Origin of the sequence: Nocardia sp. NPDC051463, from assembly GCF_040681975.1 — a bacterium.
Taxonomy (GTDB): Bacteria; Actinomycetota; Actinomycetes; order Mycobacteriales; family Mycobacteriaceae; genus Nocardia.
Genome location: NZ_JBFBAB010000015.1, coordinates 137,982 through 162,397, shown reverse-complemented (window position 1 = coordinate 162,397; position 24,416 = coordinate 137,982). Strand labels below are relative to the sequence as shown.

Genomic DNA, 24,416 nt, shown 5'->3' with positions numbered 1-24,416 from the left:
GCCGGGTGAGCCGGGTGAGCCGGGTGAGCCGGGTGAGCCGGGTGAGCCGGGTGAGCCGGGTGAGCCGGGTGAGCCGGGTGAGCCGGGTGAGCCGGGTGAGCCGGGACCGGCCTACAGCAGGGGCTCGATTTCGTCGGCGGCTTCGATGCCGTACGCCTTGGTGAGGCGCTCCAGGGCATCGTCCTTGTTCAGGGTCCACTCCTGGGTGCCCATGGTCTCCAGGACGAGGACGGCGATCAGCGAACCGAGCTGGGCGCTGCGCTCCAGGCTCAAGCCCCCGGTGTGGCCGGTGAGGAACCCGGCGCGGAAGGCGTCGCCGACGCCGGTCGGCTCGACCTTGTTCGTCTCCGGGACCACTGTCACCCGTACCTCGGTGCCGTCGCGGTCGACGATCTGCACGCCGTTCGAGCCGAGCGTGGTGACACGGATGCCGACATGGCGCGCGACCTCTTCTTCGCTGAGCCCGGTCTTCTGCAGCAGCAGCGCCCACTCGTACTTATTGGTGAAAAGGTAAGCGGCGCCGTCGATCAGCTGGATGGCCTGATCGCCGTCGAGGCGGGCCAGCTGCTGGGATGGATCGGCGGCGAACGGGATGCCGAGCTCGCGGCACTGCTGGGTGTGCCGCAGCATGGCGTCGGGATCATTGGCGCCGATGAGCACCAGGTTCAACTCGTGTTCCTGAGCGAGGTCGCCGATATTGATATCGCGGGCCTCGCTCATCGCGCCCGGGTAGAACGACGCGATCTGCGCCATGTCGTCGTCAGTGGTGCAGACGAACCGTGCGGTATGCGCCCGGTCGGAGATCTTCACACCGCTGCAGTCGACACCGTTGGCTTCCAGCCAGGCGCGGTACTCGGCGAAATCGGCGCCGACGGCGCCGACCAGCAGCGGCGTCCGGTTCAGCAGGCCCATGGCGTAGGCGATATTGCCCGCGACCCCACCGCGGCGGATCTGCAGATCATCGACGAGGAAGCTCAGCGACACATGGTCGAGTTGGTCGGCCAACAATGCGTCGGCGAACCGTCCGGGGAAACGCATCAGGTGGTCGGTGGCAATCGATGCCGATACTGCGATAGTCACGAGGCTCGCGGTCCTTAGCTGTCGACAGGAAGACACGCCGAGGTAGAACACCCGGCGACGACTTCACCGTATCAACAACAACATCCGTCGAACATCAACAGCGGCCCGGGTGTCTAGGGGGATTACTCGGCAACGGTGGGCTCAACTTCCCCACAACCGACGGTGGGCTCGCCACGCGAATCCGGCGGCACCGATGGTGCGCCCGGATGCGTGCGAGCCCAGCCTCGTCAGAGGGAGAAGCCGCTCTCCGTCCTCAGTTGAACGAATCGCCGCAGGCGCACGAGCCGGTGGCGTTCGGGTTATCGATCGTGAAGCCCTGCTTCTCGATGGTGTCGACGAAATCGATCGAGGCACCCTGCACGTAAGGGGCGCTCATCCGGTCGACCGCCAGCGTGACGCCGCCGAAGTCCGCGACGAGGTCACCGTCGAGCGAGCGGTCGTCGAAGAAGAGCTGGTAGCGCAGGCCGGCACAACCACCGGGCTGCACCGCGATGCGCAGTGCCAGGTCGTCGCGACCTTCCTGGTCGAGCAGCGCCTTTGCCTTCAGCGCGGCCGCCTCGGTCAGCGTCGCACCGTGGGTTTCGGTCTCGTTCTGCACAGTCATGAACTCTCCTAGGGACAGCTGTGTTCAACCCGTGAACAGCACACGGCTCGTGGCTGTCAACACCGTTCCGCAGGCTGCTATTCCCTATCTTGCCATCCTCGCCCGCGCTCGGAGCACACGACTGGGTTCTGTGAGCGGCGGCACGCCGGACACACCTCGCACGCTCGCGGAACCGACCGCATTTCCTGCCGAGTACCGCATCGAATAGCCTGGTCGCTGTGAAATTGTTCCGTCGCGGCGAGTCCAGCACCACCGACGAGAGCGCCGCAGTGACGGCGGGCTCGGACGGCGGCTCGGCCGCGGGCTCCACCCGGACGGCGGCCCCGGCCACCGAGGGCAAGGGCCGTCCCACTCCGAAACGTCGTGACGCGCAAGGCAAGCGGCGCGGTCCGGTCGCGCCCGCACCACTGACCGCGAAGGAGGCCCGCGCCCGGCGCAAGGCCACTCGCGGCAGCAGGGAAGACCGCAAAGCGGCCTCCTCCGAGCGGCGTCTCGCCGCCCAGGAGCGGCGCGCCAGGATGCTCGCGGGCGAGGACAAATACCTCTTGCCACGCGATCAAGGCCCGGTGCGCGCGTTCGTCCGTGACATCGTCGACGGCAGGCGCAACCTCGTCGGCCTGTTCATGCCGATGGCACTGGTGCTTATCCTGTCGATGTTCGTCGCGCCCGCGCTGCAGACCATCGTCACCCTGGCGATGCTGGTCATGATGGCATTCATGATCGCCGAGGGCTTCCTGCTCGGCCGGATCGTGAACAACCGGGTCCGCGAGCGCTTCCCCGATAGCACCGACACCGGCTACCGACTCGGCTGGTACGCCTTCGTGCGCGCGTCCCAGATCCGCAAGATGCGGGCGCCGAAACCGCGGGTCACCCCGGGCGACGCTGTATAAGGCGTAGAACCCGACAGCACACAGCAGACTGGCCCGGCGCGTGTAGCGCCGGGCCAGTCTGCTGTCGGCAGCGCGAGCTTGGCGTTTTCGCCCAGTTTCATAGGTGATGCGACATCCGGTCGAGCATCGCGGACAGTTCGGCCTGTTGACGCTGGGCGTCGCGGTCGACGATGTTCGACGATCCGAAGTGGCCGTAATCTCGCGCGATGACGATCGCGAAACCGACGATGGCGGCGAGGAGAACGAGAAAAGTAATCATGGCAGTAATTTTGCGCTCGCCTACTTTCAGCCGAAAGTGGCTGTACTGACATTGTTCGTAAAGATTCAGCCAGTTACACTGAGTCCATGCTGTCCAAGGTCGCCGTCGTCACCACCGGCCCCCTCGCCATGTTCGAATTCGGGGTCGTCTGTGAGGTTTTCGGCTTGGACCGGACCTCCGACGGACTGCCTGCCTTCGACTTCCGGGTGTGCGGAGCCGAACCGGGCAAACCCTTGCACTCCACCACCCCCGGCGTCACCATCACGCCGGAGTACGGATTGGCGGAACTACGCGGAGCCGACCTCGTGGCGATTCCCGCATTCCACGCGTCCTTACTCGGCCCCGGGCTCGATCCGCGCATCGTCGAAGCCGTCCAGGCGGCCGCCGGCGCGGGAGCGATCATTCTCACGGTCTGCTCGGGCGCGTTCCTCGCCGGTGCGGCCGGGCTACTCGACGGCCGCAAGTGCACCACGCACTGGCGCTATGTGGACCAGCTCGCCGAAATGTTCCCCGAGACCACCGTCGACCCGGACGTCCTGTTCGTCGACGAGGGCAACCTGATCACCAGCGCGGGCACCGCCGCGGGCATCGACGCCTGCCTGCACCTGGTGCGCAGAGAGATCGGCAGCGCCGCCGCCAACGGCATCGCGCGACGCATGGTGGTGCCGCCGCAACGCGATGGCGGGCAACGCCAGTTCATCGAGCGCCCCGTTGCCGCATGCACGTCCGACAGCCTCAGCGCCACGCTGCAATGGATGAGCGAGCACCTCGAACTCCAGCACACCATCGATGATCTCGCCGCCCGATCGGTGATGTCGACGAGAACCTTCGCCCGCCGCTTCGCCGCCGAGACCGGAACCACCCCGGTGAAATGGCTGACCAACCAGCGCGTCCTCTACGCCAAGCACCTCCTGGAAGACACCGACGACGGCCTGGAACACATCGCCGCTCGAGCCGGTTTCGGCTCCGGTGCCCTGCTGCGTCACCACTTCCAACGCATCGTCGGCATCGCCCCCACCGAGTACCGTCGCCGCTTCGGTGGAAATCCGACCGCTGAAGCAGACAGCGCGTAATCGCCCTCCCACGCTCGGCGCCGGTCCGCCATCGGGCATACCGGTCGCGACGCCCGGCCTTATCAGCCGGGCAGACCAGGCGCGATGCGGTCTCGTCGATGACGCGGTCTCGTTGATGACGCGGTCTCGTTGATGACGCGGTCTCGTTGATGACGCGGTCTCGTTGATGACGCGGTCTCGTTGATACGGTTGCGCACGTGTCGGACAGCTCACCCACTCCCAGACGCGTGCGCCGCACCCGCAGGACATTGGTCCTGGGCGGAGCCCGGTCCGGTAAATCCGCGTTCGCGGAAACGCTGGCGGCCGACACCGGACCGGTGCGTTATCTCGCCACCGCGGTCCTCGATCCCGCCGATCTCGATTTCGCCGAGCGCATCGCCCGGCATCGCGACCGCAGGCCTGCCGACTGGACGGTTGTCGAAAGCGCCGATCCCACAGCGATTCTCATCGATTCGGCGAGCGCTGCCGCAGCCGGTGCCACCTTGATCGACGATGTCGGCACCTGGCTCACCGCACGCATCGACGCCCGTGCCGCCTGGGAGTCCCCCCGCGGCACCATCGCGCCCGACACCGACGCATTCGTCGAGGCGGTCGAGGCCTATGCGCACCGGCTGGTGATCGTCAGCCCCGAGGTCGGGATGGGCGTCATCCCCGCCACCCGATCCGGTCGCCTGTTCCGCGACGAAATCGGCACCCTCAACCAGCGCCTCGCCGCCATCTGCGACGAAGCCTTCCTGATCGTCGCGGGCCTGCCGATCCACCTCAAATAATGGGAACCGGGCGATGTGCGCGGCGACACCCGGGGCGGGCAGTATGAGGCGGCGTAGGAACGAACTGCTCTGACCGGCGAAAGGCTCGACAGTGACACACGGATTCAGACCGGTTGCGGCGCCTGACGCGCAGATTCGGGCCGCGGCGCACCAGCGGCAGGCGCAGCTGACCAAACCCGGTGGCGCGCTGGGACGGCTCGAGGAGCTGGGCAACTGGGTAGCGGCATGTCAAGGCGTGTGCCCGCCGAAGCAGTTCGAGCGGGCCCGCGTCGTGGTGTTCGCAGGCGATCACGGTGTCGCGCAGCACGGGGTGTCGGCGTATCCGAGCGAGGTGACCGCGCAGATGGTCGCCAATTTCTGCGGCGGCGGGGCCGCGGTGAACGCGCTCGCCGCGGTGGCGGGCGCGACCGTCCGGGTGGCCGATATCTCCGTCGACACCGACACCGATCCGCAGATCGGCAAGCACAAGGTGCGCCGATCCAGCGGGGCCATCGATCGCGAGGACGCGCTCAGCGCCGAGGAAGTACAGGCGGCGCTCGCGGCGGGCATCGCGATCGCGGACGAGGAAATCGACGCGGGCGCAGACCTGCTCATCGCCGGCGACATGGGAATCGGTAACACCACGCCCGCGACGGTGCTCATCGCGACTCTCACCGACACCGAACCGGTCGCCGCGGTCGGGCGCGGCACCGGCGTCGACGATGACGGCTGGGCGCGCAAGGTCGCCGCGATTCGCGATGCCATGCGCCGTGCCCGCCCCGTCGCCAAGGATCCCGTCGAGCTGCTGCGCGTTGCCGCGGGCGCCGATTTCGCCGCCATGGCAGGGTTCCTGGCCCAGGCGGCCACCCGCCGTACCCCCGTCATCCTCGACGGCGTGGTCGTCACCGCCGCCGCACTGGTCGCCGAAGACCTGGCCGCGGGCGCCTGCGCCTGGTGGCTCGCCGGCCATCGCTCCACCGAACCCGCGCATACCCTGGCGCTCACCCGGTTGCGCCTCGAACCACTACTCGACCTGAACATGCGCCTCGGCGAAGGTTCCGGTGCACTCACCGCCCTCCCCGTCCTGCGCGCCGCCGTCGCCGCCCTCGCCGACATGGCAACGTTCGCCGAAGCGGGAGTCAGCACGGCCGAACCTGCTGCGGCGGACAGCCCTGCCATCGTGTCCGGCGCGACCGCGGACGACGACGATGCGGGCGGATCCGCGGGCACCGCGGCCCCGTCCGGCGCATCCGACAGCAGTGCAGGCCTCTCCCCCGACGCCGACGGCTCGGTGCACCAATCACCGAACGCGAAGCCGGATCTGACGAAATGAGTGGCAGGCAATCGCGGCCGGGTCGGTGCGGATGAACGAGTTGCGACTGGCGGTTTCCTGGCTGACGGTGGTGCCGGTCCAGGGGCCGGACACCGTGGACCGCGCGACGGCCGGGCAGGCAATTGCGTTGGCGCCGTTGATCGGTGGTGTGCTGGGCACCGCGGCGGCCGGGCTGTTGTGGGCACTGATCTGGGCGGGGGCGGCCGCGCCGCTGGCCGGGCTACTCGTGGTCGCGGCACTGGCGTTGATCACACGGGGCATGCATTTGGACGGCCTCGCCGACACCATGGACGGACTGGGCAGTTACGGACCGCCCGAACGTGCACGGCAGATCATGAAGTCCGGCGGCGTCGGGCCCTTCGGAGTCGCCGCCGTCGTGTTCTCCATTGGCATCCAGGCATTTTCGTTCGCTGCGCTGGCGCACACCGAGCGCTGGTTCGGAGTGATTCTCGCGGTGGTCGTCGGCCGGATCGCCGTGGTGCTCGCATGTAGGCAGGGCATCGATGCCGCACCCGACGCCGGATTCGGGGCGCTCGTCGCGGGAACCCAATCCAGACTCATCGTCATGGTGTGGGCAGCAGCCGCGATCATCGCCGGTCTGTCGGTCGTCCCCCGACATCGGTGGCTCGGACCCCTCGTCGTCCTGCTCACACTGACCATCTCGGCCCTGCTGGTCGGACACTGTGTCCGCCGATTCGGCGGCCTCTCGGGCGACATCCTCGGTGCCATCCTGGAGATCTCGGTCACCCTGACCGCGGCCGCCCTCGCACTCGACGCCTGACACAGTCTGGGTCACTGGAATTTTTCCGGCCGCGCCGCACGAATCGTCGGGGCCGGGCAATAAGGTGTGCGGTATGTCTTCCGAGCGCCTGTATTTTCGTCAGTTGTTGTCCGGGCGGGACTTCGCCGTAGGTGATCCGATCGCGACGCAGATGCGGAATTTCGCCTATCTGATCGGCGATCGCGAGACCGGGGAATGCCTGGTGGTCGATCCGGCGTATGCGGCGGGCGACCTGGTGGACATCGCCGAGGGCGACGGGCTGCGACTGACCGGCGTGCTCGCCACCCACCACCACCCCGACCACGTGGGCGGCACCATGCTCGGATTCACCCTGCGCGGAGTGCGCGAGCTGCTCGAAAAGACAAGTGTTCCAGTGCATGTCAATGCCGAGGAACTGTCCTGGGTCGCCAACGTCACCGGCATCGCACCCAGCGAGCTCACCGGCCACCAGCACGGTGACAAGGTCACCGTCGGCGCCTTCGACATCGAACTCCTGCACACCCCCGGCCATACCCCCGGCAGTCAGTGCTTCCTGTTCGACGACCGCCTCATCGCAGGCGACACCCTCTTCGTCGACGGCTGCGGCCGCACCGACTTCCCCGGCGGCGACTCCGACGAAATGTTCCGCAGCCTCCGCTACCTCGCAGACCTCCCCGGCAACCCCATCGTCTACCCCGGCCATTGGTACTCCCAAGAACCCTCGGCCCCCCTCGCCTCGGTCAAAGACGCCAACTACGTCATGCGCCCCAAAACCCTCGACGAATGGCACATGTTCATGCCCAGCTGAGCCTCCCCCGAGCGGCACCCGGTCGCGACAACACGCGCACCGACCACCACGGTGTGCCGCCCACAGACTCGCGCTCACGACCAGTGGGACATTGCGGCGGACAGCGCGAAGCGGCGCCGCGCCATGTCCCGTTCATCGGCAGCGGGCAGGAAAACCTGTTGAACCGAGCGGCACAAGGATACTGACCCAGCGGACCCCGCGGTCGCTGAGACATGGCGACGTTGGGCTCAGCTGCAGTACGCCGACCACGGTTACGGAGATGGTGGTCGGCGTGATCGGCTGGTGCTGGTTGCGGACCCAGGTGGGTCCGCGGGTCACATGCTGCGCATCCAGCCGTGGATGTCGGCGAACGTACCGCGCTGGATGCCGGTGAGGGTGTCGCGCAGCGCCATGGTGACCTCGCCGGGTTCGCCTCCGCCGATGGCGAATTCGTCGTCGGCGGAGCGGACCCAGCCGACAGGGGTGATCACGGCGGCGGTGCCGCAGGCGAAAACCTCGGTGATTTCACCGGATTCGGCACCCTTGCGCCATTCCTCGACCGAGATCTTGCGCTCCTCGACCGGGTAGCCCGCGTCGGCGGCCAGGGTGAGCAGGGAATCGCGGGTGATGCCCGGCAGCAGCGAACCGGACAGTTCCGGGGTCACCAGGCGCGCATCCGAGCCGGAGCCGAAGACGAAGAACAGGTTGTTGGTGCCCATTTCCTCCACGTAGCGGCGTTCGCAGGCGTCCAACCAGACCACCTGGTCGCAGCCCTTTTCGGAGGCCTGCGCCTGGGCGAGCAGCGAGGCGGCGTAGTTGCCTGCGACCTTGGCCTCACCGGTTCCGCCGGGCGCCGCGCGCACGTATTCGGTCGACAGCCACACCCGCACCGGCTTGACGCCGCGCGGGAAGTACGCGCCCGCGGGCGAACCGAGCAACAGGTACTTGTAGGCCGTCGCGGGCTTCACACCGAGACCTGCCTCGGTGGCGAACATGAACGGGCGCAGGTAGAGCGACTCCTCGCCGCCCGCTGCCGGCACCCAGCCACCGTCGAGCTCCAGCAACTGCCGCACCGATTCGACGAACAGCTCCTCCGGCAATTCCGCCATCGCCATCCGGCGCGCGGACTTACGGAACCGTGCGGCGTTCGCGTCGATGCGGAAGCAGGAGATGCTGCCGTCGCTCTGACGGTAGGCCTTCAGGCCCTCGAAGATGGCTTGGCCGTAGTGGAACACCATCGTCGCCGGATCCAGGGGCAGTGGCCCGTACGGCTCGATGCGGGCGTTGCCCCAGCCTTCGTCCTCGGTGTAGTCGATCGACACCATGTGGTCGGTGAAGAAGCGCCCGAACCCGGGTGCCGCGAGGATCTCCTGTACCCGCTGCGCCGAGGTGGGCGCGGGATGCGGAACACGGGTGAACTGTGCGGCAACGGTCATGCGCCCGATCCTATCGGGCGCCGATTCGCCGGTGCACGCCTGTTCCGCATGCCTGCGCAGACAACCTCTTTTCGGCCCGCTCACATAGCAACTTGTCACCCGACACGCCGTACGCCGGGGGTGTGAACGTCCGATGCTGCCGCAATGCGTCCCGGCAATCCCAGACCGCGGCCTACGCACATCCGAACCCATCCGATCGGCAACGGCACGCGCCGTGGAGTGCCGGCGGACCGATCATCCGGCCCGCACCTCAGCAGTACGGACACAGGTGATGCGCTGGTTTCGATGAATGGCGGACTCGGACCACGACATACCGGGCGCCGCGTCCGCGACGACCCGATTGCCGCCCACGCGGTGCTACTTGGTGTTGGTTTCGACGAAGGGCGGGCGGATGATTTCGCAGCGGAGGCGACGACCGCGGACATCGACCTCTACCTCGGTGCCGGGCTCCAGGTCGGCTTCGGTGTCCAGGAGCGCCAGGGCGATGCCGATCTTCAAGGTGGGCGAGAAGGTACCCGAGGTGGTTTCGCCGACCGGTTCGCCGTCGCGCAACACCGTCTGGCCCTGGCGCAGTACGCCGCGGTCGAGTGCCTTCAGGCCCAACAGGATTCGGCGTGGTCCCGCCGACTTCTCCTGCTCCAGTGCGGCTTTGCCCCAGAATTCCGGCTTCTTCCAGCCGACGGCCCAGCCGGTGCGCGCCTGCACCGGCGAAATCTCCAGTGACAGTTCGTGTCCGTGCAGCGGGTAACCCATCTCGGTACGCAGGGTGTCGCGGGCGCCGAGACCGGCGGGCTGACCATCGGCGGCACGTACCTGCTCGACGAGAGCACGGAACAACGGCTCGGCATCGGCCCAGCGGGGCAGCAGTTCGAAGCCGTGTTCACCGGTGTAGCCGGTGCGGCACACCCGAACCGGTCGACCATCCCACTCGGCATCGGAGTAGGCCATGTACTCCATGTCGGTGGGCAACCCGAGTGCCGCCAGCACCTCGGTCGACCGCGGACCCTGCACCGCGAACACCCCGTATTCGCGATGCTCGTCGGTCACCGTGATGCCCTCGGGCGCGACCTTCTGCAACTCGGCGACCACCGCGGCGGTGTTGGCGGCATTGGGCACCAGGAAGATCTCGTCATCGCTGACGTAGTAGGCGATCAGATCGTCGATCACGCCGCCGTCGGGCGCACAGCACAACGTGTACTGCGCTTTGCCCGGACGGATACGGCCGAGGTCGTTGGTGAGCGCCGAATTCACGAACTCGGCAGCGCCTGCACCGCGCACGGTCGCCTTGCCGAGGTGGCTGACATCGAACAATCCGACCGTTGTGCGGACCGCCTGATGCTCGGCAACCGTGCCCGCGTACGACACCGGCATTTCCCACCCGCCGAACGGCGCGAAACTCGCTCCGAGCTCGACGTGAACACCATGGATCGGGCCTTGCAGCAGGTTCGTATCGGTCACCACGGGAGCTTAACCCGGTCGGATTCTCTCTCCGGCCCGTGCCACCCGCTGTTGGTCCGGCCCGCGTGTTCAGCCCCGAAACCGCATCGGGATCAACGTCGGTCCACCCTCGGGCAGCGTGTGCGTCACGCTGTCACGCACGAAACCGCAACGGGTGTACAGCCGGGCGGAACGCTCGGTACTGGCTTCCAGGAATGCCGGCACCCCCGCATCGGAGGCGGCTTTCAACCGGTCGCCGAGGATCGCGGCGCCCGCGCCTTTACCGCGGTGTTGTGGCGCCGTGACGATCACCTGGAGATAGCGGTGCGGGAACTCACGAGGATGTTCGTCTGCCAGCAGTTCCATCACGGTGGCTGCGCGCTGGAGCGGGCGCAGGTCGGGCAGCGCGTCGGCGCGTTCCCTGGCTTCGGCGGCTTCGGACTCGAACCGCGTCGCCGACGTGACGGCCTGCCAGACCGACACCGCCCATATCTCGTCGCCGAGCCCCGCGGTCCATACCTCGTCTTCGCCCAATGCGCGGTCGATCAAGGCAGGCACATAGCCGGCCTGGAACTGCTCGGCCGAATACCCTTCCAGCACCCAGGCACTCACCGCCTCGTCCACGCAGCCCGCGACGAAGGCCTCGATCAGCGCATCGCGTCGGCCGAGGTCGCCGCGCCGGACCGTCAACGTTGTTTTCATCTGTTGTCCTCATGCTCGCCAATAGTGTGTGCCATCGCCAAGATATGGACAGCACATGGGTTTTGCCGGGATTTCGTCACACTGATTCGTGTGTCGACATGGGGAACCGTGATGAGGTGCGCGACCTGCGGGCGGGCAGCTCCTGCAGCCGACGAAGGGTCGCCGCCGCCGCTATTGCTCGCGGTCGTGTCAGGCCCGCGCCTACCGATCACGTCGCGATGCTGTGATCGCGCCGCGGCGCACCGCGCGACCCGCCCACCTCACCACCGTCGGCATTGTGCGCGCCGCCGTCGAGGTAGCCGACAACAACGGCATCGATGGGCTCTCGATGAGCCGCCTGGCAGGCGAACTGGGAATCGCGACAGCGTGCCTGTACCGCCATCCGACCGCGAGGCGCTGCTTGCTGCGATGGCCGAACTCGTGCTCGCCGAAATCCCGCCACCTCCGGCACATTCGACGCACTGGCGAGCCCGGCTCACGCACGAGGCCAGCGAAGAGTGGCGGCTCTACGGCAGGCACCCCTGGATGCTGACAGTCCTCGCGCGCACCCGCCCTCCACTGGGGCCCGCCCTGTTCGACATCGCGGAACGCACCCTGTCGACCCTGGACCGCCCTGGCCTGCCGCCGGAGCGAATGCTCGCGATCTACCTGTCGGTCTCCGGTCTGGTCCAGGGCCTCGCACCGCTGTGGCGCTCCGAGCGGGCGGACCTGATCGGCGGTGTGGAACTCCGCGCCTGGTCGGACGCGCGCCACGGCGAGCTCCTGGAACTCCTGGACCCGACCACCCGACCAGTGCTGCACCGACTCTTCACCAACGCTCCCACCGGCCTGGATCTCGATGTCGACGCCCTGCTGGAGACCGGACTACCTGCTGCTCGACGGCGTCGCGATGCGCCACCTGCCGCCCACCGAATAGCCTGTGCTCATGACCGCTGTTGCAGATCGTTCACTAGGACCGGAACTGGCTCGCACCCAAACCGTCGGGCCCGACACCGATGTGCTCGTCATCGGATTGACCTCCTCGGAGAACGGCCCGGCGATCGCGCCCGATGACCTGTTCAGTGACGTGCTCGACGCCGACACCCGCGCGGAATTGCTGGACCAGCTCGGCGCGGTCGGCGCGAAGGGCAAGGCCGAGGAATTGTCCCGGGTGCCCGCGCCGGCTGGGCTGGACGGGGTGACCAGCGTGCTCGCGGTCGGCCTCGGCGCCGCCGAGAAGGTCGACGCCGAGCAGATCCGCCGCTCGGCTGGTGTTGCGGCGCGTGCGCTGTCGGGGACCGAGCTGGTGGCGACCACCCTCTCGGGCCTCGACCTCGGCGCCGCCGCCGAGGGCTTCTACCTCGGCGCGTACGCGTTCACGCCGTTCAAGTCGGGCAAGTCCGCGCCGAAGCCGGACGAGCGTCCGGTTGCCAGAGTCGAATTGCTGGTGCCGGAGCCGGAATTCGGCGAGGCGGCGCTGATCAAGGCGCAACTGGTCGCCGAGGCCGTCGCCACCGCGCGGGATTTCGTGAACACCCCGCCGAGCCATCTCTTCCCCGCCGAATTCGCCGCGCGTGCGCAGGTACTGGCCGAGGCGGCCGGGCTCGAGGTCGAGGTGCTCGACGAACAGGCTTTGGAGGCAGGGGGGTTCGGTGGCGTGCTCGGCGTCGGCAAGGGTTCGTCGCGCCCGCCGCGACTGGTCCGGATCACCTACGCGGGCGGCCCCAAGAAGGTCGCGCTGATCGGCAAGGGCATCACCTTCGACACCGGCGGCATCTCCATCAAGCCTGCACAGAACATGGAGAACATGACCTCGGACATGGCAGGCGCCGCCGCGGTCGTCGCCACCACGCTGCTGGCCGCCCGCCTCGGACTGCCGATCACTGTCACCGCGACCGTCCCGATGGCCGAGAACATGCCATCGGCCACCGCACAGCGCCCCGGCGACGTGCTCACCCAGTACGGCGGCACCACCGTCGAGGTGATCAATACCGATGCCGAGGGCCGTCTCATCCTCGCCGACGCGATCGTGCGGGCCGGTGAGGACCGACCCGATTACCTGATCGACGTGGCGACCCTGACCGGCGCCCAGATGGTCGCACTCGGCACCAGGACCCCCGGCGTGATGGGTACCGACGAGTTCCGTGACCGGGTCGCGAAGATCTCCCGCGAGGTCGGTGAAAACGGCTGGGCCATGCCGCTTCCCACGGAACTGCGCGCGGACCTGAACTCGAAGATCGCCGACCTGGCCAATGTCGCGCCGCACCGCTGGGGCGGCATGCTCTCGGCAGCACTGTTCCTCAAGGAGTTCGTGCCAGAGGGTGTGCAGTGGGCGCACCTGGATGTCGCGGGCCCGGCATACAACACCGGCGGCCCGTTCGGCTACATCGGCAAGGGCGGCACCGGTGTACCGGTCCGCACCCTCATCGCGGTGATCGAAGACATCGCCGCCGAGTAGTCATCCCGACGCCGTCCGAAGGTCCCCCGATCCGCCGCGAGCGGGCACCGGGCGACCTTCGGACGGGCCACCCGGGTGAACATATTGAACGAAAAGCGGGCCAAAACCTACAGATCGCGCAGATCCTGCTCCATCGCGCGCTGTCGCTCGATGCGCTTCCTGGCCTCGTAATCACGCATCCGCTGCGGATAGCCAGTTTTGCGTACGTCGTAGACCGGGATGCGCAAATCTCCGGCAAGCCGCTGCGCTCCGCGCTCGCCGACCACCCGGCGCGTCCATTCCCCATCAACGGCAATAAGCACGACAGTGACGTCGGTCACTGTGGTTTTCGGTTCGATATACCCCTCGACCCCGGTGTGGGTACGCACCCACTGAGCCAGATAGCGGGCATCGTCGCTACGCGAGGAACCCGCACGTAGAACGCTGCTGCCCCGCGCTGTGGCACCCCGAAAACGATCCAGCAAACCCACCGCAGTCGACCTCCTGTCCGACACCGGGAATCGCTCGTCACCGGTCTTCCCATCTTGCCAGCTCTGTGCAGTTCGCTGCCCTGTGCTACGTGAGAAGCGGACGGGTGCAAGGATGGAACGCGGTACAAGAACCACACGGATCTCCGGTGCCACGCACAATGATCGGTGGCTTTCGAGCATTCATCGCAACCCGCGATGCGTGCTCGCAGAGAGATCAACTGTTGTAGAACCCGTCGAGCAGTCAGAGGAGTCAACGGACATGGCCTTCTCCGTCCAGATGCCCGCTCTTGGTGAGAGCGTCACCGAGGGAACGGTGACAAGGTGGCTGAAGCAGGAAGGAGACACGGTCGAGGTCGACGAGCCACTGCTCGAGGTCTCCACCGACAAGGTCGACACCGAGATCCCGTCGCCAACCGCGGGCGTGTTGTCGAAGATCGTCGCCCAAGAAGATGATGTGGTCGAGGTCGGCGGTGAACTCGGCGTGATCAGCGAAGCCGGTGAAGCCCCCGCGCCCGCCGCAGCTCCTGCACCCGAAGCCGCGCAAGCACCCGCCCCGGCACCGGAGCCCGCGCCCCAACCGGCTCCCACGCCGGTCGCCACGGCGGCACCCGCACCCGCGGCACCCGCACCCGCGGCACCCGCCGCGCCTGCGGCAGCCGCCGGTTCGGGTACTCCGGTCAAGATGCCGGAACTCGGCGAATCGGTCACCGAGGGCACCGTCACCCGCTGGCTGAAGGCCGTCGGTGACCAGATCGCCGTCGACGAGCCGCTGCTCGAGGTCTCCACCGACAAGGTGGACACCGAGATCCCGTCGCCCGTCGCAGGCACCCTGCTGGAGATCACCGCGCAGGAAGACGACATCGTCGCTGTCGGTGGACAGCTCGGCGTCGTCGGCACCGGGTCTCCGGCCGCCGCGGCCCCGGCTGCGCCGGCACCGGCTCCCGCACCCGCGGCTCCAGCGCCCGCACCGGCCCCAGCACCGGCTCCCGCACCCGCGCCTGCTCCCGCGGCCGCCGCCCCGGCACCTGCGGCACCCAAGCCCGCTCCGGTTCCGGCCGCTGTGGCCGCCGCGCCCGCCGCGGACTCCTCCGGCAATGGCGCGACCCCATACGTCACTCCCCTGGTCCGCAAGCTGGCCGAGGAGAACGGCGTCGACCTGACCGCGCTGACCGGTTCCGGTGTCGGTGGACGCATCCGCAAGCAGGATGTGCTCGCCGCCGCGGAAGCCAAGAAGGCACCGGCCGCCACACCGTCGGCGCCCGCAGCGGCCGCACCGGCCAAGGCACCCGCAGCCGCACCCGCCGCGGCACAGTCGCAGCTCGCGCACCTGCGTGGCACCGTGCAGAAGGCGAGCCGTATCCGGCAGATCACCGCGACCAAGACCAGGGAATCGCTGCAGACCACCGCGCAGCTGACCCAGGTGCACGAGGCGGACGTCACCAAGATCGCCGCACTGCGCGGCCTCGCGAAGGCCTCGTTCAAGGAGCGTGAGGGCGTCAACCTGACGTTCCTGCCGTTCTTCGCCAAGGCGGTCGTCGAGGCGCTCGGCGTGCACCCGAACGTCAACGCGAGCTACGACGAGGGCACCAAGGAGATCACCTACCACGCATCGGTGCACCTCGGCATTGCCGTCGACACCGAGCAGGGTCTGCTCTCCCCGGTGATTCACAACGCGAGCGATCTGTCGCTGGCCGGGCTGGCGCGTGCCATCGCGGACATCGCCAACCGCGCGCGCACCGGTGGCCTCAAGCCGGACGAGTTGGCCGGTGGCACCTTCACCATCACCAATATCGGCAGCCAAGGCGCACTGTTCGACACCCCGATCCTGGTGCCGCCGCAGGCGGGCATGCTCGGCACGGGCGCGATCGTCAAGCGCCCCGTGGTCGTCACCGACGAGACGGGCAACGAATCCATCGGCGTCCGTTCGATGTGCTACCTCCCGCTCACCTACGATCACCGCCTCATCGATGGCGCCGACGCGGGTCGGTTCCTGACCACGATCCGCCACCGGCTCGAGGAAGCGGCGTTCGAAGCCGATCTCGGCCTGTAATTCGGGAAGGTCGGACTGTCACGCATGAAGGTGGTGATCGCCGGTTCGTCCGGACTGATCGGGACGGCGCTCGTCGCGGCACTTCGCCGCGACGGGCATGACGTCGCCCGCCTCGTGCGTCGTCCGGCCGCGGCCCCGGACGAGTACGTGTGGGATCCCGCTCGCGCCGAATTGGACGAGCGGGCCCTGCGCGGCGCGGACGCGGTGGTCAACCTGTGTGGTGCGAGCATCGGGCGCAGGCGCTGGAATGGCAGTTACAAGCAGGAACTGCGCGACAGCCGAATCACCCCGACCGATGTGCTCGCCAACGCCGTCGCAGCGGCGGGTGTTCCGGTGCTGGTCAACGGCAGCGGCGTGCACTACTACGGCGGCGAGACCGGCGACCGTGTCGTCGACGAAACCTCGCCCGCCGGTGCGGGTTTCCTCGCCACCCTGTGCCGCGACTGGGAGGCCGCGACCGAACCCGCCACTGCCGCGGGCGTGCGCACGGTGCTACTGCGTAGTGCCGTGGTGTTGTCGCACAGTGGCGGCATGCTCGGCATGCTGCAACCACTGTATTCACTCGGCCTCGGCGGCCGACTCGGCAACGGCAGACAGTACACGCCGTGGATCTCGATGGACGACGAGATCGGCTCGATCATCTTCGCGCTCACCGACGACACGATTTCCGGACCGATCAACGCGGTCGGACCGGCGCCGGTCACCAACGCCGAATTCAATCGCGCGCTCGGCCGGGCACTGCACCGTCCGACCCCGATGGTGATGCCCGCGTTCGCGTTGCGCGCGCTGATCGGTGAGTTCGCGCAGGAGGCGATCCTGCACGGCCCACGGGCCATCCCCACCGCACTCGAGGAAGCGGGCTATCCATTCCAGCACCACACCATCGGCGCCGCGCTCGCGGCGACGTTGGGCCGCGAGGGAGATGAGCGATGACCGAACTACAGGCACAACCGGTGCTGGTCATCCGCGACGCACACGAAGGCGATCTGCCATCGGTGCTGGAGATCCACAACGCGAATATCGCCACCTCCACGGCCATTTGGGACGAGGAGCAGGTCGGCCTCGACGAGCGGCAGGCCTGGTTCCGGACCCGCACCGCCGCCGGAATGCCGATTCTCGTTGCCGACATCGAGGGCGAAGTCGCCGGTTATGCCAGCTACGGCCAATGGCGGCCGAAGTCCGGCTACCGGTTCTCGGTGGAGAACTCGGTGTACGTCGCGGACCGATTCCAGCGGCGCGGGGTCGCCACCGCGCTGCTCACCGCGTTGGTCGAGCGGGCGCGCGCCAGCGGCACCGTGCACGCGATGATCGCCGCGATCGAATCGAGCAACACCGGGTCGATCGCACTGCATGAACGCTTCGACTTCCGCATCGTCGGCGAACTCCCACAGGTGGGCTGGAAGTTCGAGCGCTGGATGGACCTGACACTGATGCAATTGACGTTGCCTATCGACCCGCTCTAGCGCCCTGCCGATCCCGAGCTATCTACCCGAGCGGTGTCTTGCCGTCTCGGGCAGCTGTCGTAGGAGAGTCGATGACCGAGCCGGCTACCGTGTGGCATCCCCCACACCACACCGGTAGAACCTGTGAGCCGGCTGAGCGTACCGTCGAGGACGTGAACGACACGCGCACCACGTGGTCCGCCCGATTCGATACGACCCCGATCGTGGTCAAGGATCTCGGACTCATCGACTACCACAGTGCCTGGGACCTGCAGCGCACGATCGCCGCCGAGCGAGCCGACGGCGTCGGAAACGACCACCTGCTGCTGCTCGAGCACCCGTCGGTGTACACGGCGGGCCGTCGCACCGAGGCCGAGGATCTGCCGATCGACGGCAGCCCGGTAGTCGAGGTCGATCGCGGCGGCAAGATCACCTGGCACGGGCCCGGCCAACTCGTCGGCTATCCGATCGTGCGGCTCGCCGAACCGGTGGACGTGGTGCAGTACGTGCGCAGGCTGGAGCAGGCGCTGATCACCGTGTGTACCGATCTCGGCCTGACCTGCGGCCGTATCGAGGGCCGGTCGGGCGTATGGCTGCCCGCGACCGAGTTCTTCGCCGAACGCAAGATCGCCGCGATCGGTGTGCGTGTGCAGCGTGGCGTTGCCCTGCACGGCATTTCGCTGAACTGCAATTCCGCGCTCGACGGCTTCCAGGCGATCATCCCGTGCGGCATCCGGGACGCAGGCGTCACCACGCTGACGCGCGAGCTCGGCCGCGAAGTGACGGTGGCGGAGGTCAAGCCCGCGGTCACCGACGCGATCATCCGCGCGCTCGACGGCGAACTCCCGGTGACCGCGCACGACATCGCACGCGTCACACCGCAGCCCGCACCGGGCGTCGGCGCGTGACCGCGGAGACCGATGGCGCAGCAGCGGGGGAAAACACCGGGCGTAGCATCGGTTCGGTGACCTCAGCTTCAGCACCAGCACCAGCACCAGCAGGACGCAAACTGCTACGCATCGAGGCGCGCAACGCGGAGACCCCGATCGAGCGCAAACCTCAATGGATTCGCACCAAGGCCAAGATGGGCCCGGAATACACCGAACTCAAGGGACTGGTCAAACGCGAGGGCCTGCACACGGTGTGCGAGGAAGCGGGCTGTCCCAACATCTTCGAGTGCTGGGAAGATCGCGAAGCCACCTTCCTCATCGGCGGCGAGCAGTGCACGAGGCGCTGCGACTTCTGCCAGATCGACACCGGCAAGCCGGCCGCACTGGACCGCGACGAGCCCCGCCGGGTCGCCGAGAGCGTTCAGGCGATGGGCCTGCGCTACTCGACCATCACCGGTGTCGCCCGCGACGACCTGGAGGACGGCGGTGCCTGGCTCTACGCCGAAACCGTCCGCGCTATCAAGCAACTCAACCCGAACACCGGCGTCGAACTACTCATCCCCGACTTCAACGCCGACCCCGATCAGCTGGCCGAGGTGTTCTCCTCACGCCCCGAGGTGCTCGCGCACAACCTGGAAACCGTGCCGCGCATCTTCAAGCGGATCCGCCCGGCCTTCCGCTACGAGCGTTCGCTCTCGGTGCTGACCGCGGCGCGCGAAGCCGGGCTGGTCACCAAGTCCAACCTGATCCTCGGCATGGGCGAGACCCCGGAAGAGGTCACCCAGGCAATGCGCGACCTGCACGAGGCCGGCTGCGACATCCTCACCATCACCCAGTATCTGCGCCCGTCCCCCCGGCACCACCCGGTCGACCGCTGGGTGAAGCCCGAGGAATTCGTCGAGCACTCGAAGATGGCCGAGGAAATCGGCTTCGCGGGCGTCATGGCGGGCCCCCTGGTCCGCTCCTCTTACCGCGCAGGCCGCCTCTACACCCAGGCGATGACCCACCACGGCCGTGAAATCCCCACCACCATGGCCCATCTCGCCAAGGAAGGCACCGCCTCCCAGGAGGCGAGCGCGGTCCTCGCGCGCTTCGGTTCCTGAGCGACCGCACCTGACTCGGTCCCCGCACTCCGGCGCAGAATCGCCGGTGGGCGGGGACCGAGTCGTTTGTTCGGTGGTCTATCGATGTGCCCTGCCTGCGGGCCCCTTTTCTGCGCGTTCGTCCGATCCGTGGACGCGGCGCGACCGGTGGTGGGAAGCTCGATGTACGGCAGGTGTCGGCGAGGAAGCGAGACACACAGTGGACAAGGCGAGTGCAGCTGCCGGGGGCAACGGCAGAGTAGTGAGCGCGGGGCGGCCGGAGGACATCCGGAATGTGGTGCTGGTCGGGCACAGCGGGTCGGGGAAGACAACGCTGGTCGAGGCGTTGGCGCTGACGACCGGGGCGGTGAATCGGGCAGGGCGGGTCGAGGACGGCACCTCCCTGTCGGATTACGACGAGATCGAGCATCGTCAGCATCGGTCGGTGCAGCTGTCGGTGGTGCCGATCTCCTGGGCGGGAATCAAGATCAACCTGGTGGACACGCCCGGCTATGCCGATTTCGTCGGTGAGCTACGTGCGGGCCTCCGGGCGACCGACGCGGCGCTGTTCGTCGTTTCCGCGGCGGAGGGCGCCGAGGCGGTCAGTGGTGCGACCCGCGCGCTGTGGGAGGAATGCGCGGCGGTGGGGATGCCGCGCGCGATCGTGATCACCCACCTGGACACCGCACGCGCCGATTTCGACGAGATGACCGAGACCTGCCGCGCCGTTCTCGGCGACGGTTCGTCGGAAAACATTCTGCCGCTGCATCTTCCGGTGTACGGCCCGAAAAGTCCCGATGGTCATCGACCGGTCACCGGGCTGGTCGAGCTGCTGCCGCACTGCGTAGTCGACTACTCCTCCGGTGCATGCACGCAGGTCGAACCATCCGCCGATCAGATGACGGCGTTGGAGGAAGCGCGCAACCGCCTCATCGAGGGCATCATTGCCGAGAGCGAGGACGAATCGCTCATGGAGCGCTACCTCGGTGGCGAGGAGATCGATCTCGCCACGCTCGTCACCGACCTCGAACGCGCGGTCGCCCGCGGCAGCTTCCATCCCGTGCTGTTCGGGGCGCAAGCGCCGGAAGGCGCCAAACAGGGACTCGGCACCGTCGAATTGCTCGACCTGATCACCGGTGGCTTCCCGACACCAGCAGAGCACGCCGTCTCCGCGATCACCACCACCAATGGCGCCGCGCGACAGCCGCTGCATTGCGACCCGGCGGGCGTGCTGGCCGCCGAGGTGATCCGGACAGCATCGGACCCCTATGTCGGTAGGGTGTCGCTGGTCCGGGTCTTCTCCGGCACCCTGCACGCCGACGACACCGTGCACGTATGCGGTCACGGGCACGAGGACCGCGGCCACGTGAACCACGATGTCGACGAACGGATCGGCGGGGTCACCGCACCGTTCGGCAAACAGCAGCGCCCGCTTGGGCAGGCGATCGCGGGCGATATCGCCTACGTCACCAAACTCAGCAGCGCCGAGACCGGCGACACCCTGTCCGGCACGGCGGCGCCGCTGCTCATCGAACCGTGGCCGATGCCGGATCCGCTACTCCCCATTGCCATTCAGGCCCGCAGCAAGGCCGATGAGGACAAGCTCTCCTCCGGCCTCGCGCGCCTGGTAGCCGAGGATCCCGCGGTGCGGCTGGAGCAGAACGCCGACACCCACCAGATCGTGCTGTGGTGTCTCGGCGAGGCGCACCGCGATGTCGCGCTGGAACGGTTGCGCACCCGATTCGGGGTGCAGGTCGATGTGATCGATCACAAGGTCGCGCTGCGAGAGACGTTCGCGGGCAAGACAACCGCGCGCGGCAGGCACGTCAAACAGTCGGGCGGCCACGGCCAATACGCCGTCTGCGAGATCGAGGTGGAGCCGCTGCCCGGCGGGTCCGGCATCGAATTCGTCGACAAAGTGGTCGGCGGTGTCGTTCCACGCCAATTCATTCCGTCGGTGGAAAAGGGCGTCCGCGCACAGGCGTTGCGCGGTGTGGCGGCAGGCTATCCCCTTGTCGATGTGCGGGTCACGCTCTTCGACGGCAAGGCCCACTCGGTCGATTCCTCCGATGCCGCCTTCCAAACCGCGGGTGCGCTCGCCCTGCGCGAGGCGGCGAGCGCGGCGGGCATCGCGCTGCTCGAACCGCTCGACGAGGTCTGGGTTGTCGTCACCGACGACTATGTCGGCCCGGTCCTCACCGATTTGTCCAGCCGCCGCGGCCGTGTCCTGGGCACCGAACCGCACGGCATCGGCCGCACCCGCATCCACGCCGAGGTCCCGGAACTCGAGCTCAGCCGCTATGCCATCGATCTGCGTTCCCTCTCACACGGCACCGGCGACTTCAGCCGCACCTACACTCGGCACGAGCAAATGCCCCGGTCGATTGCCACCGCGGTCCGCGGGCGGGCGACGGTCGGGACCTAGCCCGCTGCTGCGAATTGACCTAGCCCGCTGCTGCGATTTCTTGCGGCCGTCCATCGTGCGCCTCGCCCGCATGCAGCTCGGCAGCCGATCTCCCCGACGGGCCATCAGCAACAGGCTCAATGCCCCGAACGGCGGCGGCCGCCATGCTCTCTCGGCCGGGTGGCAGCGTCAGCACTCTGGTGGGTACGGAAAGCACAGCGGCGGCATGAGCAAAGGTGCTGGTTCTGCCGTCTCGACGACGGGTCCGGGTGGTACGGCGGCCTCGGTGGTCGGTGTGGGCTGGGGCGGCACTACTGCGTTCTGATGCGACGACGAACACGCGGATGCCAAGAACCACAGCGCGACGAAGGCACCCACGATGACAGCCACCGCCGCCAGCTGCTGGGGAAGATGCCGGTTGACTCGCACAGGGCCGGTCGCCTGGGCTGGGAAAAGCCGACGGATGGTCAGTGCAGGTCGAAGCGATGGCATGCGGAGCCGACGTTCGTTGACGACCGGCTTGGCTCGACCTGGCAACAGTCCCGGTGCGGTTTGTGGCGGTAACCAATTCTCGGAGGGTGCCTGTGCGCTGACCGGGCGCAGCACGTCGTCATATTCGTCGTCATATTCGTCGTCGTAGTCGTAGTCGTAGCCATCGGCATGAGTATCGGCATCGGCATACGCATCGGCATCGGCATCGGCATCGGCATCGGCATCGATCCACGACGACCATTGGCCGGTGAAGGACGACTCCGGACCGCCGGATTCCGGCGACTCGACATCGCCCGCATCGACTTCCCTCTCGTAACGCCAGTCCCGGTCCGGTACCTGGGCTCGGTAGGACTGCGGCATATCCGCATCGAGATCGTGGACGGTCGACGACACGCGATGATCCGCACCGAATGTGCTCGGCGACGGCGGCTCGACCTCGGAATCGGGCACGATCAACGGCGGCTGACCATCGATCAGCGACGATCGCCCTGACGGCTCCGTCCCGGTGTCCGGCGTGATCCATGGCGGCGGCACCACGGCGGGCGCCCCTCGTTGCTGCCCACTCGAGTCCGGAGCACGTCGACCCTCCACGGTCGACCACGCGCCGGGTGCTTCGGTGACGAGTTGCGTGTCCGTGCAGCTCGCCGCCGGAGCACTCGCACCGGAATGCGACACCACCGCCTCCGCGTCGTCGGATACATCGTCGGTCCGGCGATCCACGCGGGCGGACAGGGAGCGGCGCGCGCTCTGATCGCCGAGCGGTCGCACCGGGGGCCCGAACCGCGTCACCTGCTCCGATTCATCCGGTCGCACCCGCAGGAGGGTCGCCTCCCGCGACAACTCCGAGTGGTCCGCGGCAGGCACCGGCTGATCTTCCTCCGGTACGTCGTCGAGTTCGGCCGACCGCACCGAGCCGGATGAGGCCGCCGCCGTTGCGGGCAGCGGCGAGGTCGGCGAGCTGTCCGGATCGGCTGCGATCAGCAACGGCGCTGCGCTCGAACTCCCGTCCGGTCGGGTCTGTGACGGAAAGCCCTCCGCGACCAGGTCTTCGCGGGTGACCAGATCGGACATGTGCAAGTCACCGAGTAATGCGTGCACGTCCTCGGCGGACCAGATCAGCCTTCGGTTCGCGGTGCGGATGAACCACGCACGCAGCTGGCCGGGAGTCGACCCCAGCACCACCGGGAATTCGCCCTGCCGCGATTCGACAGTCGAGGTGATGTCCGCTTCCTCGGGCGGCACCACGACCATCAGCCCGTCGACATGGGCGTCGGCATGGCGCTCGCGAACCAGTTCTTTCAGCCTGGAGACGGCATTCGTCATCTGATCGAACCGGCTGCTGTCCGCACGCACCTGGATCGGATCGTCCTCGAACCCGGGCTGTCGCCTATCGGCGGGCGTCAGCGAGCCGATGGTGGCTGCGACGGGGACGGCCGCCTTCGCTCCGACCACGACCACTGCCTGCGGGGTGATCACCACCAGGCCGGCTTCCGCCGCGTGGCCCGCGCCGGGCTCCGGGACAGCACACCCAGGAATCGCCAGTCCCACAATGATGCGATGCCCGGTCCAGGTTCGCATCCATTCGAGCACGCGCTGCTCGGATCCTGGTATCGCCGTTCGCTCGTTGATGACCCGCATCGATGGCCACCCTTCATCGCGTCCACGCTATCGACCGCTCAAAGATATTCGATGCGAAGCTCAATGGAAATTCGAAAGGCACTGCAAGAGCAGGGTATTGGCGGCGCAAGGGCAGGCATACGCCACCGCGGCGGACGAATGCGATCACTCGCCGGTTCCGACGCCGCAGTTCAGGCGCAGATCTGGAGCGACCCTTGTGCATCGCCTTCGAACCCCGGTGGACTGTTCGCGCGATCCGCGCCTCGGTGACCCACGGCAGCGAAGGCGCCTCCGCATGCGTCGTCGTACCACATGGGCAATGCCCGATGGTCGGGCCTCTGTGATCTCGATCATCTCGTGTCGGCGAGCAGGCCGCATCGCGATCACTCCAACCACGCCCGTCCCGCCGCCGACCGGGCTGT

At 67.8% G+C, this 24,416-nt stretch carries 23 protein-coding genes; 15 read left to right on the top strand and 8 right to left on the bottom strand.

Going from position 1 to position 24,416, the window contains the following annotated elements; genetic code table 11:
• Positions 1–111 precede the first annotated feature (111 nt).
• Positions 112–1,080 carry a carbohydrate kinase family protein gene (locus tag AB0M74_RS20840; protein WP_366527914.1) on the bottom strand — a complete coding sequence of 323 codons (969 nt, stop codon included), beginning with the start codon at positions 1,078–1,080 and terminating at the stop codon, positions 112–114.
• A gap of 253 nt (positions 1,081–1,333) precedes the next feature.
• Positions 1,334–1,684 carry an iron-sulfur cluster assembly accessory protein gene (locus AB0M74_RS20835; RefSeq protein ID WP_328411298.1) on the bottom strand — a complete coding sequence of 117 codons (351 nt, stop codon included), beginning with the start codon at positions 1,682–1,684 and terminating at the stop codon, positions 1,334–1,336.
• Positions 1,685–1,902: 218 nt separating this feature from the next.
• Between AB0M74_RS20835 and AB0M74_RS20830 the strand changes: the two genes are divergently transcribed.
• Positions 1,903–2,574 (top strand): DUF3043 domain-containing protein, encoded by a 672-nt coding sequence (locus AB0M74_RS20830; RefSeq protein WP_366527913.1) that lies wholly within the window; start codon positions 1,903–1,905, stop codon positions 2,572–2,574.
• Positions 2,575–2,671: 97 nt separating this feature from the next.
• Here AB0M74_RS20830 and AB0M74_RS20825 read toward each other — a convergent pair whose 3' ends face one another.
• Positions 2,672–2,833 (bottom strand): hypothetical protein, encoded by a 162-nt coding sequence (locus AB0M74_RS20825; RefSeq protein ID WP_366527912.1) that lies wholly within the window; start codon positions 2,831–2,833, stop codon positions 2,672–2,674.
• Positions 2,834–2,919: 86 nt separating this feature from the next.
• Between AB0M74_RS20825 and AB0M74_RS20820 the strand changes: the two genes are divergently transcribed.
• The 5 genes from AB0M74_RS20820 (at position 2,920) to AB0M74_RS20800 (ending at position 7,556) form a co-directional block, all read left to right on the top strand.
• On the top strand, positions 2,920–3,906 hold the full coding sequence (locus AB0M74_RS20820; protein WP_366527911.1) for a helix-turn-helix domain-containing protein: 987 nt from the start codon (positions 2,920–2,922) through the stop codon (positions 3,904–3,906).
• A 197-nt stretch (positions 3,907–4,103) separates the two neighbouring features.
• The gene (locus AB0M74_RS20815; RefSeq protein ID WP_366527910.1) at positions 4,104–4,676 is read left to right on the top strand and encodes a bifunctional adenosylcobinamide kinase/adenosylcobinamide-phosphate guanylyltransferase; all 573 of its coding nucleotides are present in this window, start codon (positions 4,104–4,106) and stop codon (positions 4,674–4,676) included.
• A gap of 91 nt (positions 4,677–4,767) precedes the next feature.
• On the top strand, positions 4,768–5,988 hold the full coding sequence (gene cobT / locus AB0M74_RS20810) for a nicotinate-nucleotide--dimethylbenzimidazole phosphoribosyltransferase (protein ID WP_366527909.1): 1,221 nt from the start codon (positions 4,768–4,770) through the stop codon (positions 5,986–5,988).
• A gap of 31 nt (positions 5,989–6,019) precedes the next feature.
• A complete protein-coding gene (locus AB0M74_RS20805) occupies positions 6,020–6,769 on the top strand; it encodes an adenosylcobinamide-GDP ribazoletransferase (RefSeq protein ID WP_366527908.1) in 750 nt (249 codons plus the stop codon).
• A gap of 73 nt (positions 6,770–6,842) precedes the next feature.
• Positions 6,843–7,556, top strand: coding sequence for an MBL fold metallo-hydrolase (locus AB0M74_RS20800; protein WP_366527907.1), 714 nt, complete (start codon positions 6,843–6,845; stop codon positions 7,554–7,556).
• Positions 7,557–7,870: 314 nt separating this feature from the next.
• On the opposite strand, the gene AB0M74_RS20795 is transcribed toward AB0M74_RS20800, so the two are convergent.
• The 3 genes from AB0M74_RS20795 to AB0M74_RS20785 form a co-directional block, all read right to left on the bottom strand.
• Positions 7,871–8,971, bottom strand: a complete 1,101-nt coding sequence (locus AB0M74_RS20795) for a branched-chain amino acid aminotransferase (protein ID WP_366527906.1) — start codon at positions 8,969–8,971, stop codon at positions 7,871–7,873.
• A 357-nt stretch (positions 8,972–9,328) separates the two neighbouring features.
• Positions 9,329–10,429 carry a glycine cleavage system aminomethyltransferase GcvT gene (gcvT, locus tag AB0M74_RS20790; protein ID WP_366527905.1) on the bottom strand — a complete coding sequence of 367 codons (1,101 nt, stop codon included), beginning with the start codon at positions 10,427–10,429 and terminating at the stop codon, positions 9,329–9,331.
• 69 nt (positions 10,430–10,498) lie between these two features.
• Positions 10,499–11,110, bottom strand: a complete 612-nt coding sequence (locus AB0M74_RS20785) for a GNAT family N-acetyltransferase (protein ID WP_366527904.1) — start codon at positions 11,108–11,110, stop codon at positions 10,499–10,501.
• Between the two features lie 223 nt (positions 11,111–11,333).
• Here AB0M74_RS20785 and AB0M74_RS20780 point away from each other — a divergent pair, with 223 nt between their 5' ends.
• Genes AB0M74_RS20780 through AB0M74_RS20770 form a run of 3 tightly spaced genes read left to right on the top strand, consistent with a single transcriptional unit; the run spans position 11,334 to position 13,547 of the window.
• Positions 11,334–11,642 (top strand): TetR family transcriptional regulator, encoded by a 309-nt coding sequence (locus AB0M74_RS20780; RefSeq protein WP_366527903.1) that lies wholly within the window; start codon positions 11,334–11,336, stop codon positions 11,640–11,642.
• On the top strand, positions 11,531–12,163 hold the full coding sequence (locus tag AB0M74_RS20775) for a TetR/AcrR family transcriptional regulator C-terminal domain-containing protein (protein ID WP_366527926.1): 633 nt from the start codon (positions 11,531–11,533) through the stop codon (positions 12,161–12,163). Before AB0M74_RS20780 ends, AB0M74_RS20775 begins: the two co-directional genes overlap by 112 nt.
• Positions 12,072–13,547, top strand: coding sequence for a leucyl aminopeptidase (locus AB0M74_RS20770; RefSeq protein ID WP_366527925.1), 1,476 nt, complete (start codon positions 12,072–12,074; stop codon positions 13,545–13,547). The genes AB0M74_RS20775 and AB0M74_RS20770 overlap by 92 nt, the downstream gene beginning before the upstream one ends.
• A gap of 107 nt (positions 13,548–13,654) precedes the next feature.
• Here the strand turns inward: AB0M74_RS20770 and AB0M74_RS20765 are convergent, their stop codons facing one another.
• Positions 13,655–14,011 (bottom strand): oxidoreductase, encoded by a 357-nt coding sequence (locus AB0M74_RS20765; RefSeq protein ID WP_366527924.1) that lies wholly within the window; start codon positions 14,009–14,011, stop codon positions 13,655–13,657.
• Between the two features lie 265 nt (positions 14,012–14,276).
• Between AB0M74_RS20765 and sucB the strand changes: the two genes are divergently transcribed.
• The 6 genes from sucB (at position 14,277) to AB0M74_RS20735 (ending at position 21,906) form a co-directional block, all read left to right on the top strand.
• Positions 14,277–16,067 carry a 2-oxoglutarate dehydrogenase, E2 component, dihydrolipoamide succinyltransferase gene (gene sucB / locus AB0M74_RS20760; RefSeq protein ID WP_366527902.1) on the top strand — a complete coding sequence of 597 codons (1,791 nt, stop codon included), beginning with the start codon at positions 14,277–14,279 and terminating at the stop codon, positions 16,065–16,067.
• Positions 16,068–16,091: 24 nt separating this feature from the next.
• Entirely contained in the window at positions 16,092–17,000 is a 909-nt protein-coding gene (locus AB0M74_RS20755) for a TIGR01777 family oxidoreductase (protein ID WP_366527901.1), read from the top strand.
• Positions 16,997–17,530, top strand: coding sequence for an N-acetyltransferase family protein (locus AB0M74_RS20750; RefSeq protein WP_366527900.1), 534 nt, complete (start codon positions 16,997–16,999; stop codon positions 17,528–17,530). Before AB0M74_RS20755 ends, AB0M74_RS20750 begins: the two co-directional genes overlap by 4 nt.
• A gap of 152 nt (positions 17,531–17,682) precedes the next feature.
• Positions 17,683–18,417, top strand: a complete 735-nt coding sequence (lipB, locus tag AB0M74_RS20745) for a lipoyl(octanoyl) transferase LipB (RefSeq protein WP_366527899.1) — start codon at positions 17,683–17,685, stop codon at positions 18,415–18,417.
• A 56-nt stretch (positions 18,418–18,473) separates the two neighbouring features.
• Positions 18,474–19,502 carry a lipoyl synthase gene (gene lipA / locus AB0M74_RS20740; RefSeq protein ID WP_366527898.1) on the top strand — a complete coding sequence of 343 codons (1,029 nt, stop codon included), beginning with the start codon at positions 18,474–18,476 and terminating at the stop codon, positions 19,500–19,502.
• Positions 19,503–19,743: 241 nt separating this feature from the next.
• On the top strand, positions 19,744–21,906 hold the full coding sequence (locus tag AB0M74_RS20735; RefSeq protein WP_366527897.1) for an elongation factor G-like protein EF-G2: 2,163 nt from the start codon (positions 19,744–19,746) through the stop codon (positions 21,904–21,906).
• Positions 21,907–22,074: 168 nt separating this feature from the next.
• Here AB0M74_RS20735 and AB0M74_RS20730 read toward each other — a convergent pair whose 3' ends face one another.
• On the bottom strand, positions 22,075–24,015 hold the full coding sequence (locus tag AB0M74_RS20730; RefSeq protein ID WP_366527896.1) for a hypothetical protein: 1,941 nt from the start codon (positions 24,013–24,015) through the stop codon (positions 22,075–22,077).
• Positions 24,016–24,416 lie beyond the last annotated feature (401 nt).

What these genes read in the sequence shown, in the direction of transcription:
- AB0M74_RS20750 (WP_366527900.1), top strand. Translation starts at nt 16,997, where the DNA reads ATGACCGAACTACAGGCACAACCGGTGCTGGTCATCCGCGACGCACAC.
- AB0M74_RS20755 (WP_366527901.1), top strand. Translation starts at nt 16,092, where the DNA reads ATGAAGGTGGTGATCGCCGGTTCGTCCGGACTGATCGGGACGGCGCTC.
- AB0M74_RS20820 (WP_366527911.1), top strand. Translation starts at nt 2,920, where the DNA reads ATGCTGTCCAAGGTCGCCGTCGTCACCACCGGCCCCCTCGCCATGTTC.
- AB0M74_RS20800 (WP_366527907.1), top strand. Translation starts at nt 6,843, where the DNA reads ATGTCTTCCGAGCGCCTGTATTTTCGTCAGTTGTTGTCCGGGCGGGAC.
- AB0M74_RS20795 (WP_366527906.1), bottom strand. Translation starts at nt 8,971, where the DNA reads ATGACCGTTGCCGCACAGTTCACCCGTGTTCCGCATCCCGCGCCCACC.
- sucB (WP_366527902.1), top strand. Translation starts at nt 14,277, where the DNA reads ATGGCCTTCTCCGTCCAGATGCCCGCTCTTGGTGAGAGCGTCACCGAG.
- AB0M74_RS20805 (WP_366527908.1), top strand. Translation starts at nt 6,020, where the DNA reads ATGAACGAGTTGCGACTGGCGGTTTCCTGGCTGACGGTGGTGCCGGTC.
- AB0M74_RS20785 (WP_366527904.1), bottom strand. Translation starts at nt 11,110, where the DNA reads ATGAAAACAACGTTGACGGTCCGGCGCGGCGACCTCGGCCGACGCGAT.
- AB0M74_RS20825 (WP_366527912.1), bottom strand. Translation starts at nt 2,833, where the DNA reads ATGATTACTTTTCTCGTTCTCCTCGCCGCCATCGTCGGTTTCGCGATC.
- AB0M74_RS20730 (WP_366527896.1), bottom strand. Translation starts at nt 24,015, where the DNA reads ATGCGGGTCATCAACGAGCGAACGGCGATACCAGGATCCGAGCAGCGC.
- AB0M74_RS20835 (WP_328411298.1), bottom strand. Translation starts at nt 1,684, where the DNA reads ATGACTGTGCAGAACGAGACCGAAACCCACGGTGCGACGCTGACCGAG.